We start from the raw sequence: 18,050 nt of genomic DNA on the forward strand, positions 1-18,050 counted from the left end.
ATAATAAGAAGGGGGAGTTTTGGTGTTCTATTTGACTAGTTTCTTTACTTTAAATATGATTAATGACGTAGATGATATACAATATTTAAAAATGACTAAAATATCTAAACATGATGTAAAAAAACTAATAGATTCTAGAGAAATAGTATCGCTTTGTGAAGATACTGAACGTATTGAAGCTGAAAAGAAATCTTTAGGTATAGAAGAAATAAAATATCAAGAAAATCTTATAAAAATAAAACCAGAAGATTTACTAATTGTTCTACATCTTATGGAAGATAATGATATAGAATATATTAAGATAGAATTAAGTGCAGATTGGAAAGTGGATTATTATACTAGAAAAGGCTTATTATTAAAACACATAGATTTAGGAAACACTATATATGAAGAGGCGAAGAGAAAAGCGTTTTTAGCTGGTGTTGGAGTAGAGTATGACGTGTATGATATATATTATCAAAAATAAATATTAATAATGGATTACAAATATAAACATTTGGTAAAAAAGTAGAAGTATATATTGAAAATGTCTTCCCAAAATATTACAATAACCTAAAGAGATAAAATAGGGTATAAGGGAGAGGCTAATATGGTATATGAGAGTGTTGAAAAGAGTCCACAAACAATAGAATATTTAAGAAAGATAAAGAGAGAAAACAGACGAAAATTTTTATTGAAAAATAGAAATAAATTCATTATAGTAGGTATAGTCATACTGTTATTTGTTTTATTTAATGTTATAAGAAGTATTTTTTTCTTCACTATAGACACTGTTAATTTAAGTGATATGAATGGAACATTTCAAATGGGTGATAGAATAAAAGTAGAGAAGAATTTTGGAGATATTGAAAGAGGAAAAGTATATAAGATAAATAAAGATGGTCAGATTATGTATCTTCGTTGCATAGGTGTAGGTGGAGATAATATAATTGTTGAAAATGACAATGTATATGTAAATGGTATGTTGTTTAATGAAAAATATGTTTCATCAGAGATGACTTCAAAGGTAAATTTGAAAGTGGATATACCAGAAGGTGAATATTTCTTTATGGGTGATAATAGAAATAGTTCTTATGATAGTAGATATTGGGCAAGTAAGTCTATATCAGCAAATAACATAATAGGTGAAGTTACAGAGAAGGTTTCTCTTTTTGGACAAAATAAAAAGATAACATATTATAATTAAAATATATTAGACTTATTGCAAAGGAGCCAAAATTACTAAAATAGTAGTTTTAGCTCCTTTTTACTTTATAAAAAACTATATAAAATAAGGAGGCTTTTTTTATGAAGATATACAATACTGAAAAATCAAAAAAAATATATAATGAAATGAAGGGATATTTAGTTGATGGAGTTGGTAGCTTTTTTCATATAAGTTCATATAGAGATTATCCTATTGTTATGACCCATGGAAAAGGTTCTAAGTTATATGATGTAGATGGAAATGAGTACATTGATTATATCCTTGGATTTGGGCCTATGTTACTTGGACATTGTAATTCAGCAATTAATTTAGCAGTAGAAAATCAATTGCATAAAGGAAGCCACTTTTCAGCACCTAATATTGAATTGGGAGAATTAGCAAAGAAGTTAACAGAAATTATACCATCTGCAGAAGCAGTTAGTTTTCAGAATTCTGGAACAGAAGTAGTTATGTATGCGTTACGTTTGGCAAGGGCATATACTGGTAAATATAAGATAATCAAATTTGAAGGTCAATATCATGGATGGTCTGATGAAGAAAAGATAAGTATAGATGCAAAAAATATTGAGGAAATGGGACCAAGAGAGCATCCTAACAAAATTATTCATACAAAGGGTCAACGATTAAGTTCAGCAGATGATCTAATAGTTTTACCATGGAATGATGCAGATATTTTAGAGAAAACATTAAAAGAAAATGATGATATAGCTGCTATAATTATGGAACCAATTATGTGTGATTCAGGACCTATTTTACCGAAAGAAGGATATTTACAAAAGGTACGTGAAATAGCAACTAAGTATAAAGTTGTATTAATATTTGATGAAGTTATTACAGGGTTTAGAGTATCTATAGGAGGAGCACAAAAATATTATGGCGTTATACCAGATATATCAACATTTGCAAAAGCTATTGCATCAGGTTATCCATTTGGAGCTGTAGTAGGTAAGAAAGAAATAATGGAGTGTGGCATACATGCTTCAGGAACATTTAATGGAAATCCTATAGGAACTGCAGCAGCATTAGCAACTATACAAGAATTATCTAAACCTAGTGTATATGAAAGAATAGAAGAATTAGCAATATTATTAGAAGATGGGTTTGAGAAATTAGCAGATAAATATAATATTAAAATATATGCAAGGCATGTAGGCAGTATATTTATACTATTCTTTGGCTTTGAAGATGACCCAGAGGATTTTAGAGATTGGATGAATAAAGCTGATACTGATATGTATAGAAAATTTGTATCGAGATGTGAGCAATATGGAGTTAGGTTTACTGATCGTAGAGGTAGAGAATATTTATCTACAGCTCATACTAGAGAAGATATTGAGAAAACTCTTCAAATTGCAGATTTGGTATTAAGCGAAATAGTAGGAAAGTAAAAAAAGACCATTTAGGTCTTAAATAAAGAAAAAGGAATAGGAAAGTAAAAAAAGACCATTTAGGTCTTAAATAAAGAAAAAGGAATAGGAAAGTAAAAAAAGACCATTTAGGTCTTAAATAAAGAAAAAGGAATAGGAAAGTAAAAAAAGACCATTTAGGTCTTAAATAAAGAAAAAGGAATAGGAAAGTAAAAAAAGACCATTTAGGTCTTAAATAAAGAAAAAGGAATAGGAAAGTAAAAAAAGACCATTTAGGTCTTAAATAAAGAAAAAGGAATAGGAAAGTAAAAAAAGACCATTTAGGTCTTTTTTTACTTTCCAGAATCCCCATAGTTAGATAAGACTCTTGCACTTGGGTCATTAACGTTACAACCTTCCCAAGATTTATTTGGCATCCAGAAGTCTTTTATCCATTTTGATTGGTTTGGATAGAATTCTTCGAATATTTCTCTGTATAATAAAGATTCCTTTGTGAAAGGTGTACCATATGGATATTTTTCTTTTGCATTTTCTACATCAGCATCTGTATATTTTTCTTCTGCATATTCCTTTAAGTAATCTACCATAGAATGTCCAACAGCATCACTAAATGCAGCTTTTTCTCTGAATAATATATCATGTGGTAAATAATCATATCCATCAAATGCTTTTCTTAATAGGTATTTACCTTTATTATATGTGTTCATTTTCTTAGCTGGATTTATACTCATTACATAGTTAACAAAATCTATATCAGCAAAAGGAACACGACCTTCTAATGCATGTGCAGATATACAACGATCAGCTCTTAATACATCATACATATATAATTCTTTTATTCTTTTTTCAGATTCTTTTTGGAATTCTTCAGCGTTTGGAGCAAAGTCTGTGTATTTATATCCGAATAATTCATCACTAACTTCACCTGTTAAGATAACTTTTAGATCTGTATTTTCATGAATGTATTTACATAATAAGTACATTCCTATACTAGCACGGATAGTTGTTATATCCCATGTTTCAAGATGATAGATAACTTCTCTTAATGAATTAAGAACATCTTCTTTAGTCATTATAACTTCTGTATGATCTGTTCCTAAGAAATCAGCAACTTGCTTGGCATATTTTAAGTCGATAGGATCTGTTTCCATACCTACAGCAAATGTTCTTATTGGTTTATCATGCATTTTTTGAGCTATTGCACATACTAATGATGAATCAAGACCACCACTTAATAAGTATCCAACTGGAGCATCTGATTGAAGTCTTTTTTCAACAGCAGCTTCTAATTTTGTTTTTATGTTAGCACATATTGTTTCTATAGGCTCATCTTTAATCATCTTAGGATTTGATAAGTCATTGTAGCATACAAACTCACCATCTTTATAATAATGTCCTGGTGGGAATGGCATTATATCATCACAATAATCTATTAATCCTTTAGCTTCACTAGCAAAAGATATTTGATGAGTATCTTTTGTATATCCATAGAACATTGGACGTATTCCCATTGGATCTCTAGCAGCCATAATAGTATCAGTGTTTCCATCATACATTACTAAGGCAAATTCTGCATCTAGGAACTTACATAATGTTTCTATACCAAACTTTTCATATAGAGGTATTAAAACTTCACAATCACTAGATGATTTGAATTCATATTCATCTTTAAGCATTTCTTTTAGAGCAGGATAATTGTAAATTTCACCATTACAAACAGCTTCGTAATTTTTGTAAATAAAAGGTTGGTTACCTTTTGCAGATAAGTCCATAATTGATAATCTGTTGAATCCCCATGCAATATCATAGTTTATAGTTGCACTATTATTATCTGGACCACGATGATAAACTTTTTTTAACGCGCCTTCAAAATCTTGAATAGCAATTTCACCTGAATTTAATACTACAAAACCACACATTATTAAAACCTCCTAAATATTTAAGCAAAATAAAAGACTCGCATTAGCGAGTCATCGAGTTTACCTTATAACTAAAAAAATAAATCAAAATTAAGATGAATAATTTATCAGTTACATGGTACGGAAAATACTTATTTTAGTACTCGATACCCGCCAATAGTTACGTTATTGGTTACGTTCTAGCCTACTAATAATAAAAGTTCTAAGTTATATATTGCTTCTATTACGTTTGGTAGACAGCTCGAAGGTGTTCTTCCTCTAAAACTCCACTACTAGGCTTGCACCATACCCTAGTTCGCTTAAGCTTCTGTTATAGATTACTCTCCTTGTCATTGCCTTTCATTGTTTAGCTTAATTTATAAAATTTTTCTTGATAGGTAGATTATAGTATGTTTTTTAGCAAATTACAACAGTAATTTTAAAAAAAATATTATTTAAGGGAAGTGTGCAAAATGGCATCAAATGCTGTATACGTTTAAATATAGTGATGTTAATAAATTGACAAAAATGTTATAAGAAATATAATTAAATTATTATTTGTTATTAATGAGGTGAGAAAGACGAATAAAAAAGAATTAAGAAGTAAAATACTAACTATTAGAAATAATTTAGACAAAGATATAAAACAAAAATATGACAAAATAATATTTAAAAAATTAAGAGAACGAAGTGAATACATTAATAGTAAAAATATATTTATATATCTAGGTTATGGTAGTGAGATAGATACAATTAGCCTTGTAAAAGATATGTTTTTAGATGGCAAGAATGTATGTATTCCCAAAACCAATATAGAAGATAGAACTATGGAAGCTGTTATAATAAGAGGTTTAGATAACCTAGAAGAAGATAAGTATGGAATATTAGAACCTAAGTCAAACTATGAGGTTATTGATAAACAAGATATAGACTTAGTTGTTATGCCAGGAGTTGCTTTTGATAATGATGGTGGAAGATTAGGATATGGTGGGGGATATTATGATAAGTTTCTTATGGATTGTTCAGAAGATAAGTATAAGATAGCACTAGCATATGATTTCCAAGTAATAGAATCTGTTCCGAAGGAAGAGCATGATATATTAGTTAATTGTATAATAACTGAAAAAAGTGAAAAAAATGTAGATAAGTCGTGTGAATAGAATTATAATAATTGTTGTAATAAAAAATAATTATAGGAAGGATTAATGCAATAAAAATAAACTATAGGAAGGAAATAAAAATATGAATATTGAAACTCAGTGTTTACATGAAGGCTATAAACCTAAAAATGGTGAGCCACAGGCATTACCAATATATCAAACAACAACTTATAGATATGAATCTACTAAACAAGTAGGAGATTTATTTGACTTATCAGCAGAAGGATTTTTCTATACAAGACTTGCTAATCCAACTGTAGATGCAGTTGAGAAAAAAATAGCAGCTTTAGAAGGTGGAGTAGGAGCATTATGTACTTCTGCAGGACAAGCTGCAACATTAATAAGTGTTATGAATATTGCAAGTGCAGGAGACCATATATTGTGTTCTATTAACACATACGGTGGAACAATAAATCTATTAGGAGTAACATTACAGAAATTTGGGGTTGAATGTACATTTATTAATCCAGATGCATCAGAAGAAGAAATCCAATCTAATATTAAGGAAAATACTAAATTAATATTTGGTGAAACTATTGCAAATCCATCAATAGCAATATTTGATATAGAGAAATTTGCAAAGATTGCTCATAAGAATAATATACCTCTTATAGTAGATAATACTTTTGCTACACCATATTTATGTAGACCAATAGAACATGGTGCTGATATTGTAGTTCATTCAACTAGTAAGTATTTAGATGGACATGCAATACAATTAGGTGGAGTTATAGTAGATAGTGGTAATTTTAATTGGGCAAATGGAAAATTTAAAGAATTTACAGAACCTGATGAAACATATCATGGAGTAGTATATACTGAACACTTTGGAAAAGCTGCATATATTGCAAAGGCAAGAACTCAACTTATGAGAGATTTAGGAGCAGCAATGACACCTCAAGCAGCATTTTATCTTAATTTAGGTATAGAAACATTACCTGTTAGAATGGATAAACACTGTGAAAATGCTCAAAAGGTAGCTGAATTCTTAAGTAAAAGTGATAAATTAGAATTTGTTAATTATCCAACATTACCAGGAAATAAATATCAAGAACTATCTAAGAAATATTGTCCAAAAGGACCTAGTGGAGTTATTTCTTTTTCAGTGAAAGGTGGAAGAGATGCTGCTATAAAATTTATGGATAGTTTAAAGTTATGTTCTAACGTTGTTCATGTTGCAGATATTCGTACATGTGTATTACATCCAGCAAGTTCTACTCATAGACAATTAACAGATGAACAATTAATAGCTGGAGGAATTACTCCAGGTTTAATAAGATTATCTGTTGGGTTAGAAAATATAGATGATATTTTAGCAGATTTACAATTAGGATTAAGCAATATTTAATGGAAAAAATGAGGGGAACAAATTATTACGAAAAAATGACAGAATTGTTATAGAATTTGATGTAATTATATAAGAAGTATAGGTTTACATGTGCTATAATACTAGTATAGTACATAGAGACAATAAAGTTGCCTTCATAACTACAAATTTATTTATAAATATATCAAAAGAGCAGTCATGTTTTTATTTTAAAATATGACTGCTCTTTTGTTTATGAATATATACAACACATATATTATAGAAACTAAAATATTATCATAATGTAAAAAAATTTGGTTTACCGTTTAAAATACTATATTGTTTGAATGTAAATGAGTTTATAGTATTTAGGCAAACCAAATTCTTGGTGTTAGAAACACTTGATAATATTAAATAAAACTATTGTTAAAAATATTTTTTTATTGAATTTCTTTATTTTTCTTCAAGGTAATTTTCTTTTGTTTCTATTTCATTAAGAAGTCTTGCTTTAAATTGTTCAAAGTCTAAGCTTCCTTCATCTCCAATTTTTCGACTTCTAACTGATACAGTATTGTTAGCTGCTTCTTGTTCACCAACAACAAGTATATAAGGAACTCTTTCAAGTCTAGCTTCTCTTATTTTATATCCTATCTTTTCAGCTCTATAATCAGTTTCAACTCTCACACCATTAGCTTTTAATGAGTTAGATACTTTTTCGGCATAATCATTGTATTTATCTGATATAGGTAATAATTTAACTTGAACTGGAGCCATCCAAGTAGGGAAAGCACCTGCATATTTTTCTATAAGCATTGCAATTGTTCTCTCATAGCAACCAAGAGATGATCTATGAATTATAAGAGGATGTTTCTTTTCTCCATCTTTATCTACATAAGTCATGTTAAATCTTTCAGCTAGAGCAAAGTCTATTTGAACAGTGAATAAAGTATCTTCTTTTCCGTGTACGTTCTTGAATTGTATATCAAGTTTTGGACCATAGAATGCAGCTTCACCATCTGCTTCAACATAATTTAATCCGATATGATCTAGTATAGTTTTCATAGTTGCTTGAGTACGATCCCAAGCTTCTGGGTTGTTGATATACTTTTCTGTATTGTTTGGATCCCATTTAGAGAATCTATAAGAGATATCTTTATCTATTCCTAGAGTTTTCATAACATATTGAATTAAATCTAGTACTCCTCTGAATTCATCTTCTAATTGTTCTGGTGTAACTACTAAATGTCCTTCAGCTAAAGTGAATTGTCTAACTCTTATTAATCCATGCATTTCACCTGAGTTTTCTTTTCTAAATAGAGTAGAAGTTTCATTGTATCTTATAGGTAAGTCTCTATAACTATGTTGTTCTGCATTATATATTGTAAATTGGAATGGACAAGTCATAGGTCTTAGTGCAAGAACTTCATCACCATTTTCTTCGTCACCTAAAACAAACATTCCGTCTTTGTAATGATCCCAGTGTCCAGACACCTTGTATAAATCACTTTTAGCCATATATGGAGTTTTAGTTAGAAGATATCCACGTTTTGCTTCTTCATCTTCAATCCATCTTTGAAGTACTTGCATTAGTTTAGCACCTTTTGGCATTAATAGAGGAAGACCTTGACCTACATTTTCATCAGTCATAAATATTCCAAGTTCTCTTCCAAGTTTATTATGATCTCTTTTTTTAGCGTCTTCAACTGCTTCTAAATAAGCATCAAGTTCTGATTTCTTAAGGAAAGCAGTACCGTAGATTCTGCTAAGCATTTTATTGTTTTCATTACCTTTCCAATATGCCCCAGCACTTCTAGTTAATTTTATAGCTTTTACATTCTTAACAGAAATTAAATGAGGACCTGCACATAAGTCTGTAAAGTCACCTATTTTATAGAATGAAATAACTGCATCTTCAGCAAGGTCATTAATTAATTCTACCTTGTATGGCTCATCAGCCATTAGCTTTAATGCTTCATCTCTTGGTAATTCAAATCTTTCGATAGTTGGATTTTCTTTTATTATTTTTTTCATCTCATCTTCAATCTTAGGTAAATCTTCAGATGTGAATGGAGTTTCTACATCAAAATCATAATAGAAACCATTTTCTATAGAAGGTCCTATAGCTAGTTTAGCAGTAGGGTATAATCTTTTTATAGCATAAGCTAGTATGTGTGATATACTGTGACGAGTTGCATCCTTTCCTTCTTGTGAATCAAATGTACAAATGCTAAGTTCACAATCTTTATCTACAATATGTCTAAGGTCTTCAACCTTTCCATCAACAAGAGCACAACAAGCATTTCTTGCTAATCCTTCGCTGATAGATTTTGCTATATCTAGTACTGATAGACTAGATTCGAATTCTTTTACTGATCCATCTTTTAATGTTACTTTAATCATTAATCTGTTTCTCCTCTCAATAAATAAAATGTTTAGCTATTATGATAGGTTCCAAAACTTTTTTTGGATTCTATATAATTTCATATAAAAAAAACTTCGTCTATATAAAAATATAGAGACGAAGTATAATTCCGTGGTTCCACTCTAATTATTCATAGAAAAATATTCTATGAATCACTTATGTATATCGTAACGTGATATAATGCGGACTGTATTAAAGTCACTCAGAGGTGGTTTTCAGTTAAAATCAAATAAGAGTAATTCCAGCTACATACTCTCTCTCTGAAGATGAAAAAATAACCTACTGTCCTCATCAATGTTTTTCATAATTTGATTATATTAATTATAGAATTAAGAAAAATAATTGTCAATATATATAGATTAAAATAATTTCTCTAGTCGAACTGCTTCTAATGTTTCTTGTGTGTATGATTTACCACCCATAAGAAATAATATTACTTCTGTTTTATCATAACCTTCCTTATGTAATTTCATGTTTTTAGTTATTTTTTTTGCAGTATTAATTGATATATTAAGAATTTTACATAGCTCTTTAAAAGTATAATAAGGTTTTGGAAGCAATTTGTTTAGCTTATTTTGAAGTCTTATTTTATATTCTATATCTACTTCAATATTCTTATGGGGACCATTTTTCCCTCTATGATGTTCTTGACATAAATACATATAATTTATCTGAATATCTAATCCGCCTTCGTGTCTATGAACAATATGATGTATATCAGCTTCTCTGTTACAAATTTCACAAAAGTGCAAAAAACTTCCCCCTTTACTTATAAAATAATTATATATTAATATTTAATTAAATTCAACGTATTAAGACGTGTAAATGTATACAATTGTATTGAAAAAATGAATAAAATGTTATATAATATAAACAAATAAATGGTATTTAATACTACTTATTTTGAGAGAGAAAGAGGGTGCCAATTTTGAGAGAACATTATAATTCCTTTAGTTATTGGGAAGATAAAATTAACAAGAACAAAACTATAAGAGGACATATGTTTATGAAAAATCCTCCAGATGATAAGTCTATTTATGTTCATACTTTGATTTTTACCAAGAAGAATGGAATTGAAAATATTTTTGCATATTTTCCAAGTGTAAAGGCATTACTAGGGTATATTCAATATTCTTTTTTGCAAGAAGCATTTTATACATGGATTAATGGAAGAGAAGAAGCTATAGTGAATGTTCCATCTATGACTGTAGAAAAGATAGTTAAGGATGGTATAAAAAAGGGTGACATTAAGAAGAGCGTAGGAAAATTAATGCAAGAACAATATGATAAAATAAATAGTTTATGGTCATTATCAGATAGTAAGATTGTTCAAGAACTTAAAAAGTTTGCTAGAAACTTTAACAAAACATGGTTTGGAGATAACAGAGAATTCTTGTACATTAAGATATTAAAAGATGTTAATGAATTACAGAAGTTTGTAATGAATTCTGCATTAATGATAGGTGGAGAAGATGAATTTAAAGAAAAAGTAGGATTAGATCTAGAATCATGGAAGAATGTATGTGAAGAAGCGATTACTAACAAGGATATGGGAGAAAGATTCAGAGATATACTACAAAACAATTTAACAGAGATAATATAATTATGTTATCTGATTATTAGTATCAATATTATAAGTTTTCATAAATAGTATAATTTCATTAAGATTAAGTATTTCTATGAATAATAAAAATAAATAAAGATGCCTAAATGTTATAAACTTACTAAAGTTCAGATAGTATAGCATTTTCAGGGCATCTTTACTTTTTTATTATAAGGAATACTAAATAATAACAATTTACTTAAATCGTTAATAATAGATATTAATTTTGTTCTGCAATTAGGCAAATTGATTGAGATGAAATTCCTTCAAGTTTACCAGTAAACCCTAATCCTTCTTCAGTAGTTGCTTTTATGTTTATTTGATTCAACTCTATATTTAATGCTTTAGCAACATTTTCTCTCATTTTATCTATATGTGGTAACATTTTAGGTTTTTGAGCTATTATAGTTGCATCTATATTAATTATTTTATATCCATGATCTTTTAAGAGGTTACCTACATTCTCTAGAAGTAATATACTAGAAATTCCTTTAAATCTATCATCTGTATCAGGGAAATGTTTTCCGATATCTCCAAGTGTTGCAGCACCTAATATTGAATCCATTATAGCATGTAGTAATACATCAGCATCTGAATGTCCTAATAATCCAAGCTCAAAAGGAATATTAACTCCCCCTATTATCAAGTCTCTATTTGGAACTAGTTTATGAACATCATATCCCATTCCTATTCTCATAATCTCACATCCTTTATAAAAATAAATTTAAATTTATTTTAACATAATTGTAGTCCACAATAAACATTTCAGTGCATATTATGTGATATAATTAAGTATGTTTATAGTATGGAGGGTATAATAATGGAGGCATTTAGAAAAAATAAATATATTTTTTCGAACATACGAACAATACAGGAAAAAAATGAAGAAATCATTAATGAAAGAAAAAATCAAATATCTTTATTACTTAAGGAACTTTTCTTGTATAAAGTTATAACTAAGGACTTGATTCTAAAAAAACCAAAGGAACATGAAAAAAATATAATATTAAATATAGCCTATTATATAGTTGAGAATGAGGAATTACTAGAAGAATTCAATAGTAAGAGAAGATTACAGATTAATAAGTTATCTCGATTGATGCACATGCCATCTAGTTTTTTTGAATTATGGCAAGACTACATAATAGCATATATTATTATTTTACATAATCCCAATTATAAATTACTTCAAGATTATTTAAAGATTGAATATGCAGAGAAAAATTCTAATCCAATTGCAAGTATTAGTAAGGAACATTATTTGGGAATGGTATTAGAAGTTAAAAAGAAACATATGATAATTATGACTAGTAATGGAGAATTTATAAAGCTTAAGAAGGACGATACAGCTAGAATTGGAGAGGAAGTATCTGGAGAAGAAAAGACGGGAATAAAACATATAAAACTTAAGATAGCAATTGGAGTTTTGGTTATTCTATTTATAGTTATAGGTGCATATAGAGACTATAATAATCCAGTTAGTACTATTGTATTAAAAACAACATCAGATATTAAGTTTCAAATAAATAGATATAATAATGTGGTTTACACTTATGCTGAATCAGAAAAAGGCAAGGATATGTTAAAAAAAGTATCTGTGGATGATAATATTGATAATGTTCTGAAACAATGTGTCAAATATGCATATGAGAATGATATGATTCCAAAGGAAGGATTAAATGTTACTGTTGTGGGTAGAAGGCTTGATTATGGTCTATTAGAACAAACGGGAAATTATATTGTAGATAATAATATAAAGTTACTAATAAATAATGCAGGAGTACAACATAAATTATCTGAGAGTATAATGAATGAGAGAGATGAAGAGTAATAAAAAGAAGTTGTAATAGTGTATTTATATTACAACTTCTTTTACTCTATAGGAAATTATATTAAGGCGCTATTAGTTGCATGGGCGATTTTAGCACTCTATTTTTAAGGATTAAGTCTAGTTGCAAAATAGTCTAAATTATAATTAGAACTAACATAAATTCTTTCTAATTGAAAGTAATCTGATTCACTAGAAGCTAATCCGTTATTAGTAGTAAAACATAAAGTGTATCCAGCTTCTTTTGCAGCACGAATAGAATCATCATTGTAATCTCCATAAGGGTAAGCAAGGGCTATTACTTCTCTATGTGTTATATTTTCTATGAATTCTTTTGAATTCTTTAGTTCAGCTAATTGTTCGTCATAAGATAGTTCATTTAAGTGAAGATGATTAACTGTATGACTTTGTATGTCTATTCCATAATCAATCATTTCTTTGATTTGATCAGAAGATAAATAATATCCTTCGTCAACGCCAACGGTCATCAAAAATATAGTAGCTTTTATTCCTAGTTCCTTTAATATAGGAAATGCATTTGTATAATTATCCATATAACCATCATCAAAGGTTATCATAATACTTTTTTCTGGAATAGGCTCATTGTTAACTAGATAGTTATTGAATTCAGTTAAAGTTATAGGGGTATATCCTTGTGCTAAAACATATTGTAATTCTTCTTTTAGTTTCTGTGGCGAAATGATTACCTCGTTTGCTTCTGATTCGTCTACAGAGTGATAATATAATATAGGAACCTTTACATTTTCTGTAGATACAGTAACACCATTAAAATTATTAGTTTTATTTAGAGGTTTAACTGTTTCTTCTAGTGGAGTTTCTTTTAAATTAGTTTTGTCAGAGGATGTGGTTTCTATATTTGTTTTGTTATTGGAGTTCTTCTTGTTAGAACTAGTATTACATGAAACAATAGTTGAAGATAATATAAATGTTATCGCTAATATAGGAAATATAAGTTGTTTCTTCATAAAAAATTTTCTCCTTAATTAAAATAATTATTTTGAATATTTTAACATAAAGGGAATGTAAAAGCAAATAAATGGTAAAAAATTGAAGTTATCCACATTGTCCACATTTACCTGTGGATAACTTGTTAAGATGTTGTGAATTATACTGTGTATAAAATATGTAAAGTATAGTAAACACTGATATATACGTCATTTTAGGTATATGTATATGTGAATAAAAATAGAAATGAGGTTGTTGATAAATGAAAGATATAAATAAAATTTTTGCTATGCAGAAAAGCTTTTTTGCATCTAAAAAAACACTTGATGTTGAATATAGGATAAGCATGTTAAAAAAACTTAAAAAGGTTTTAAAAGATAATGAAGAAAAAATTATTGATGCTATGCATAAAGATTTGGGAAAATCATCGTTTGAAGGTTATGCTACAGAAATAGGATTAGTATATGAAGAAATTAATTATGCTATTAAGAAAACAAAGAAATGGTGTAAGAGAGAAAAAGCTAGGAGTTCATTAATATATTTTCCTAGTAAAAGCTATATATATAAAGAACCTTATGGAGTATGTTTAATAATAGGACCTTTTAACTATCCATTTCAATTGATTATGAATCCATTAGTAGGAGCTATTTCAGCAGGAAATTGTAGCATAATAAAACCATCAGAGCATTCAGTAAATGTATCTAAGCTTATTGAAAAAATAATAAATGATAACTTTGATGAAAAATATATAGCAGTAGTAGATCCGTTAGGAGGTAAAGAGGTCGTAAGTACATTATTAGATATGAAATTTGATAAGATATTCTTTACTGGTAGTGTTAGGGTTGGGAAGATTGTTATGGAGAAGGCTTCAAGAAATTTAATACCTGTAACTCTAGAATTAGGTGGAAAGAGTCCATGTATAGTGGATAAGGATGCTAATATAAAAATGGCAGCAAAAAGAATTGTGTGGGGAAAATATTTAAATGCTGGACAAACATGTGTTGCACCTGATTATTTATTAGTTCATAGAGATATAAAAGAAGATTTATTGAAAGAGATGGTCATAGAAATCGAGAGACAATATGGTACCAACATTAAGGAGAGTATAGATTATCCTAGGATAATAAATGAAAAAGAAGTTAATAGATTAAGTAAATATATAGATGAAGGAAAAATTTATTATGGTGGAGAAGTGGATGTAAATAAGAAATATATATCTCCGACAATATTAGTAGATGTAGATGAGGAAGCAAGTATATCTAGAGAAGAAATATTTGGACCTATATTTCCTGTATACGAATTTGAGGACATTTACAAAGTTATAAGTGATTTAAGTAATAAGGAAAAACCATTAGCTCTTTATTATTTTTCAGAAAATAAAAATAAAATAAAAATGATACTTAATAATACTAGTTCTGGAGGAGTAACAATAAATGATACTGTTATTCATGTATCTATGCCTAACCTTCCTTTTGGTGGAGTTGGAAATAGTGGGATGGGATCTTATCATGGAAGAGCTTCATTTGATGAATTTACTCACAATAAATCTGTAGTAAATAGAGGAAGTAAAATTGAATTCTCCTTTAGATTTCCGCCTTATGAGGAAAAAATAAAATTAATAAAAAAGATTATGAAGTAAATAATAATTATTTATAAAAAATACTTTACAACTAATAATTATTATTATATAATAAAAACATCAACAGGAAACAAACAACAAAAAACATGATAAATAGAGAAATTTTCAAGTGATTTAGGAGGAAGAGAATATGAAGAAATTTGTATGTTCAGTATGTGGATATGTTTATGAAGGAGAAAAGGCACCAGAAAAATGTCCAGTATGTGGAGTAGGTGCAGATAAGTTTATAGAACAAACAGAAGGAGAATTAGCATGGGCAGCAGAACATGTTGTTGGAGTTGCTCAAGGAGCACCAGAAGATATAATAGCAGACTTAAGAGCTAACTTTGAAGGAGAATGTTCAGAAGTAGGAATGTATCTTGCAATGGCTAGAGTTGCATATAGAGAAGGATATCCAGAAGTAGGTTCTTACTATGAAAAAGCTGCTTTTGAAGAAGCAGAACATGCAGCAAAATTTGCAGAATTATTAGGAGAGGTTGTTACAGATTCAACTAAGAAGAATTTACAATTAAGAGTTGAAGCTGAAAATGGAGCTACAGCTGGAAAAACTGATTTAGCTAAGAGAGCAAAAGCTGCTAATTTAGATGCAATACATGATACTGTACATGAAATGGCTAGAGATGAGGCTAGACATGGAAAGGCATTTGAAGGATTATTAAAGAGATACTTCAATTAATAAGAAAAATCTGATGTTAATTTAATATTAGGTTTTCTGATGATTAGCATCAATTTTATATGTTCTAAGTAAATAATATAATATCATTAAGAATTTATAAGATAATAAAAATAGGTAAAGATCCCTAAATGCTATAAACTCACTAAAGTTCAAATAATATAGCATTTTTAATGGGATCTTTACTATTTTTATTATAAGAAACACTAAAATCTATTATAAATAATTGATATTGATCAACTGAAAAAAGTAATCAAATTTTATTTTTGACGACTATTCTTGGGTTTACAATATACTAAGATTATAAATACTAACATACATACTATAAGTTTAATTATAGCTTCATACCATGATACATTGACTATAAATACAGTTGTAACTGAGTTTATTATACAATGGGATAATATACATACTATAGTGCTATGACTACGTATATATATAGCTCCTAATATAAAAGATGTTGCAATAGTCCATAAAGTATGAATACCAAAACTAAGATATTGTTCTTGATAAGTTCCTACCATAAAGAATAATGGAAGGTGCCATAATTCCCAGATACAACCTATTGTTAAAACTGATAAAAATTTTGAATTTTTAGTATTAGATAAGATGTTTTCTAATAAAAAGCCTCTCCACCCCACTTCTTCTAAACCACCTATAATGAAGAACATTGGGATTGATATAAATATATTTATAATTGAACCTAATTTTTCTCCACCCATAAAAATATAAGGAAGAAAAGAAAATAAGAATGATAGTAATAAGCATATAAACCAATCAATTTTATTATTAGGTTTTTTAAATATATAAGATATATTTTGCTTTAATGTATAGTGATTTAACTTGCATTGAATTATTGTGGCAGATATAGCAGGAGATAGTACCCCAATAATGTATAGAACATACATCCAAGCATATTCAGTAAAATTTACATTATATAATTGAGAATACACTGCAATTGATCCCCAAGTGATATATGTAATTAAGAAACATAAGGCTAAGTAAGCAGTTATGTTTTTTTTAGTTGTAGATATTTTGTTTTTCATAAAAATAAACCCCTTTTTTGGAATAAAATATAATTTTATAAATATTATAACATAGGTTGAAATTTAATTATCTATTACTTAAAAATCGCTGTAAAGCATAATGCCTACAGCGACTTTCTGTTTTGAAGTTTTTTTACAGATTCTTTTTGCATATAATTTATATGAATTCTGCACCTAGATTTTTTAATTTTTTAAATAATTTTAATTCATTTTTTATAAGCATTGTTCCAATTGCAGATGTGTTCATTATTACTTTAAAACCATTTTTTATAGCACCAAGAGCAGTTAATGAAACACAACCTCCACCGTCAATTCCTATTATTTCTACAGTATCAACATTGTGTGAAGTTAAAAAATCTTTAAAATCTTCATTAGAAAAAGCATCTCCTTCATATTTATCAAATTTGTAATCTGATACTATATTTAAGCCTTGAACTAAATCAGCTCTTTTAGTGTTAGAGTAAGCTCTAAAAGGCATAAAGATACTTGCAATGTTTTTTTTGGTTAAATTTCTTATATAGATTGTTAAGTTTTCAGAGTTATCATCAATAACTTTGTTAGCAGAAGTTAATAACTCATTGTCCTTATACTTAAAGTATGGAGAATGTCCTTTACCTAGGAATACATTCTGCATATCTACAACTAATAACGCTTTCATAAAATTCCCCCATATATCTCAAATAATAAACATTATATCATTATTTTACATAAAAAGTAAGTTAATGCTATATGTGTTAACAAATAATTAATTTTATTACTATAAATATCATTATATAATGCATGTAGGGATAGTATTTATTTTTTAAAAATTAAATACGGAAGTTTGACACTTTCTTAAAACAAAAATGCCCGCAAGCCTTGATATAGGCTTATTTTTTTGTCAATTTTCAAAATTTAATATTGCGTGATATTGCGTGGCGTGGTATAATATAAGG

16 protein-coding genes and 1 other annotated feature are annotated in these 18,050 nt (G+C 28.2%); of the genes, 9 read left to right on the forward strand and 7 right to left on the reverse strand.

The window, feature by feature from the left end:
• Positions 1–22 precede the first annotated feature (22 nt).
• The 3 genes from KQI77_RS10240 (at position 23) to KQI77_RS10250 (ending at position 2,595) form a co-directional block, all read left to right on the forward strand.
• Complete coding sequence (locus KQI77_RS10240; protein WP_216390333.1) at positions 23–466, forward strand: hypothetical protein; 444 nt, start codon at positions 23–25, stop codon at positions 464–466.
• 123 nt (positions 467–589) lie between these two features.
• Entirely contained in the window at positions 590–1,186 is a 597-nt protein-coding gene (gene lepB / locus KQI77_RS10245) for a signal peptidase I (protein WP_216390334.1), read from the forward strand.
• 101 nt (positions 1,187–1,287) lie between these two features.
• The gene (locus KQI77_RS10250; RefSeq protein ID WP_216390335.1) at positions 1,288–2,595 is read left to right on the forward strand and encodes an aspartate aminotransferase family protein; all 1,308 of its coding nucleotides are present in this window, start codon (positions 1,288–1,290) and stop codon (positions 2,593–2,595) included.
• Between the two features lie 311 nt (positions 2,596–2,906).
• On the opposite strand, the gene asnB is transcribed toward KQI77_RS10250, so the two are convergent.
• Positions 2,907–4,493, reverse strand: a complete 1,587-nt coding sequence (gene asnB / locus KQI77_RS10255) for an asparagine synthase B (RefSeq protein ID WP_216390336.1) — start codon at positions 4,491–4,493, stop codon at positions 2,907–2,909.
• 551 nt (positions 4,494–5,044) lie between these two features.
• Here asnB and KQI77_RS10260 point away from each other — a divergent pair.
• Positions 5,045–5,632: a 5-formyltetrahydrofolate cyclo-ligase gene (locus tag KQI77_RS10260; RefSeq protein WP_216390337.1), complete on the forward strand. Its 588-nt coding sequence runs from the start codon at positions 5,045–5,047 to the stop codon at positions 5,630–5,632.
• A gap of 82 nt (positions 5,633–5,714) precedes the next feature.
• Positions 5,715–6,980 carry an O-acetylhomoserine aminocarboxypropyltransferase/cysteine synthase family protein gene (locus KQI77_RS10265; RefSeq protein ID WP_216390338.1) on the forward strand — a complete coding sequence of 422 codons (1,266 nt, stop codon included), beginning with the start codon at positions 5,715–5,717 and terminating at the stop codon, positions 6,978–6,980.
• A 411-nt stretch (positions 6,981–7,391) separates the two neighbouring features.
• Here KQI77_RS10265 and thrS read toward each other — a convergent pair whose 3' ends face one another.
• Both thrS and KQI77_RS10275 read right to left on the reverse strand, forming a co-directional pair.
• Positions 7,392–9,338, reverse strand: a complete 1,947-nt coding sequence (thrS, locus tag KQI77_RS10270; protein WP_216390339.1) for a threonine--tRNA ligase — start codon at positions 9,336–9,338, stop codon at positions 7,392–7,394.
• 111 nt (positions 9,339–9,449) lie between these two features.
• Positions 9,450–9,664: a binding site (T-box leader), on the reverse strand.
• Between the two features lie 55 nt (positions 9,665–9,719).
• Complete coding sequence (locus tag KQI77_RS10275; RefSeq protein ID WP_216390340.1) at positions 9,720–10,112, reverse strand: HNH endonuclease; 393 nt, start codon at positions 10,110–10,112, stop codon at positions 9,720–9,722.
• Between the two features lie 167 nt (positions 10,113–10,279).
• Between KQI77_RS10275 and KQI77_RS10280 the strand changes: the two genes are divergently transcribed.
• A complete protein-coding gene (locus tag KQI77_RS10280) occupies positions 10,280–10,963 on the forward strand; it encodes a hypothetical protein (RefSeq protein ID WP_367397300.1) in 684 nt (227 codons plus the stop codon).
• A gap of 220 nt (positions 10,964–11,183) precedes the next feature.
• Here the strand turns inward: KQI77_RS10280 and ispF are convergent, their stop codons facing one another.
• The gene (gene ispF / locus KQI77_RS10285; protein WP_216390342.1) at positions 11,184–11,660 is read right to left on the reverse strand and encodes a 2-C-methyl-D-erythritol 2,4-cyclodiphosphate synthase; all 477 of its coding nucleotides are present in this window, start codon (positions 11,658–11,660) and stop codon (positions 11,184–11,186) included.
• A gap of 123 nt (positions 11,661–11,783) precedes the next feature.
• On the opposite strand from ispF, the gene KQI77_RS10290 reads away from it, so the two are divergent.
• Entirely contained in the window at positions 11,784–12,794 is a 1,011-nt protein-coding gene (locus tag KQI77_RS10290; protein WP_216390343.1) for an anti-sigma factor domain-containing protein, read from the forward strand.
• Between the two features lie 104 nt (positions 12,795–12,898).
• On the opposite strand, the gene KQI77_RS10295 is transcribed toward KQI77_RS10290, so the two are convergent.
• Positions 12,899–13,777 carry a polysaccharide deacetylase family protein gene (locus tag KQI77_RS10295; protein WP_216390344.1) on the reverse strand — a complete coding sequence of 293 codons (879 nt, stop codon included), beginning with the start codon at positions 13,775–13,777 and terminating at the stop codon, positions 12,899–12,901.
• A gap of 242 nt (positions 13,778–14,019) precedes the next feature.
• On the opposite strand from KQI77_RS10295, the gene KQI77_RS10300 reads away from it, so the two are divergent.
• Entirely contained in the window at positions 14,020–15,396 is a 1,377-nt protein-coding gene (locus KQI77_RS10300; protein WP_216390345.1) for an aldehyde dehydrogenase, read from the forward strand.
• Between the two features lie 130 nt (positions 15,397–15,526).
• Positions 15,527–16,072 carry an NADH peroxidase gene (locus KQI77_RS10305; protein WP_216390346.1) on the forward strand — a complete coding sequence of 182 codons (546 nt, stop codon included), beginning with the start codon at positions 15,527–15,529 and terminating at the stop codon, positions 16,070–16,072.
• A 257-nt stretch (positions 16,073–16,329) separates the two neighbouring features.
• Here the strand turns inward: KQI77_RS10305 and KQI77_RS10310 are convergent, their stop codons facing one another.
• Together KQI77_RS10310 and KQI77_RS10315 are read right to left on the reverse strand one after the other, a co-directional pair.
• Positions 16,330–17,115: a CPBP family intramembrane glutamic endopeptidase gene (locus tag KQI77_RS10310; RefSeq protein ID WP_216390347.1), complete on the reverse strand. Its 786-nt coding sequence runs from the start codon at positions 17,113–17,115 to the stop codon at positions 16,330–16,332.
• A 157-nt stretch (positions 17,116–17,272) separates the two neighbouring features.
• Entirely contained in the window at positions 17,273–17,773 is a 501-nt protein-coding gene (locus tag KQI77_RS10315) for an isochorismatase family cysteine hydrolase (protein WP_216390348.1), read from the reverse strand.
• Positions 17,774–18,050 lie beyond the last annotated feature (277 nt).

This window comes from Clostridium sp. MSJ-8 (genome assembly GCF_018918325.1).
Classification (GTDB): domain Bacteria; phylum Bacillota; class Clostridia; order Clostridiales; family Clostridiaceae; genus Clostridium.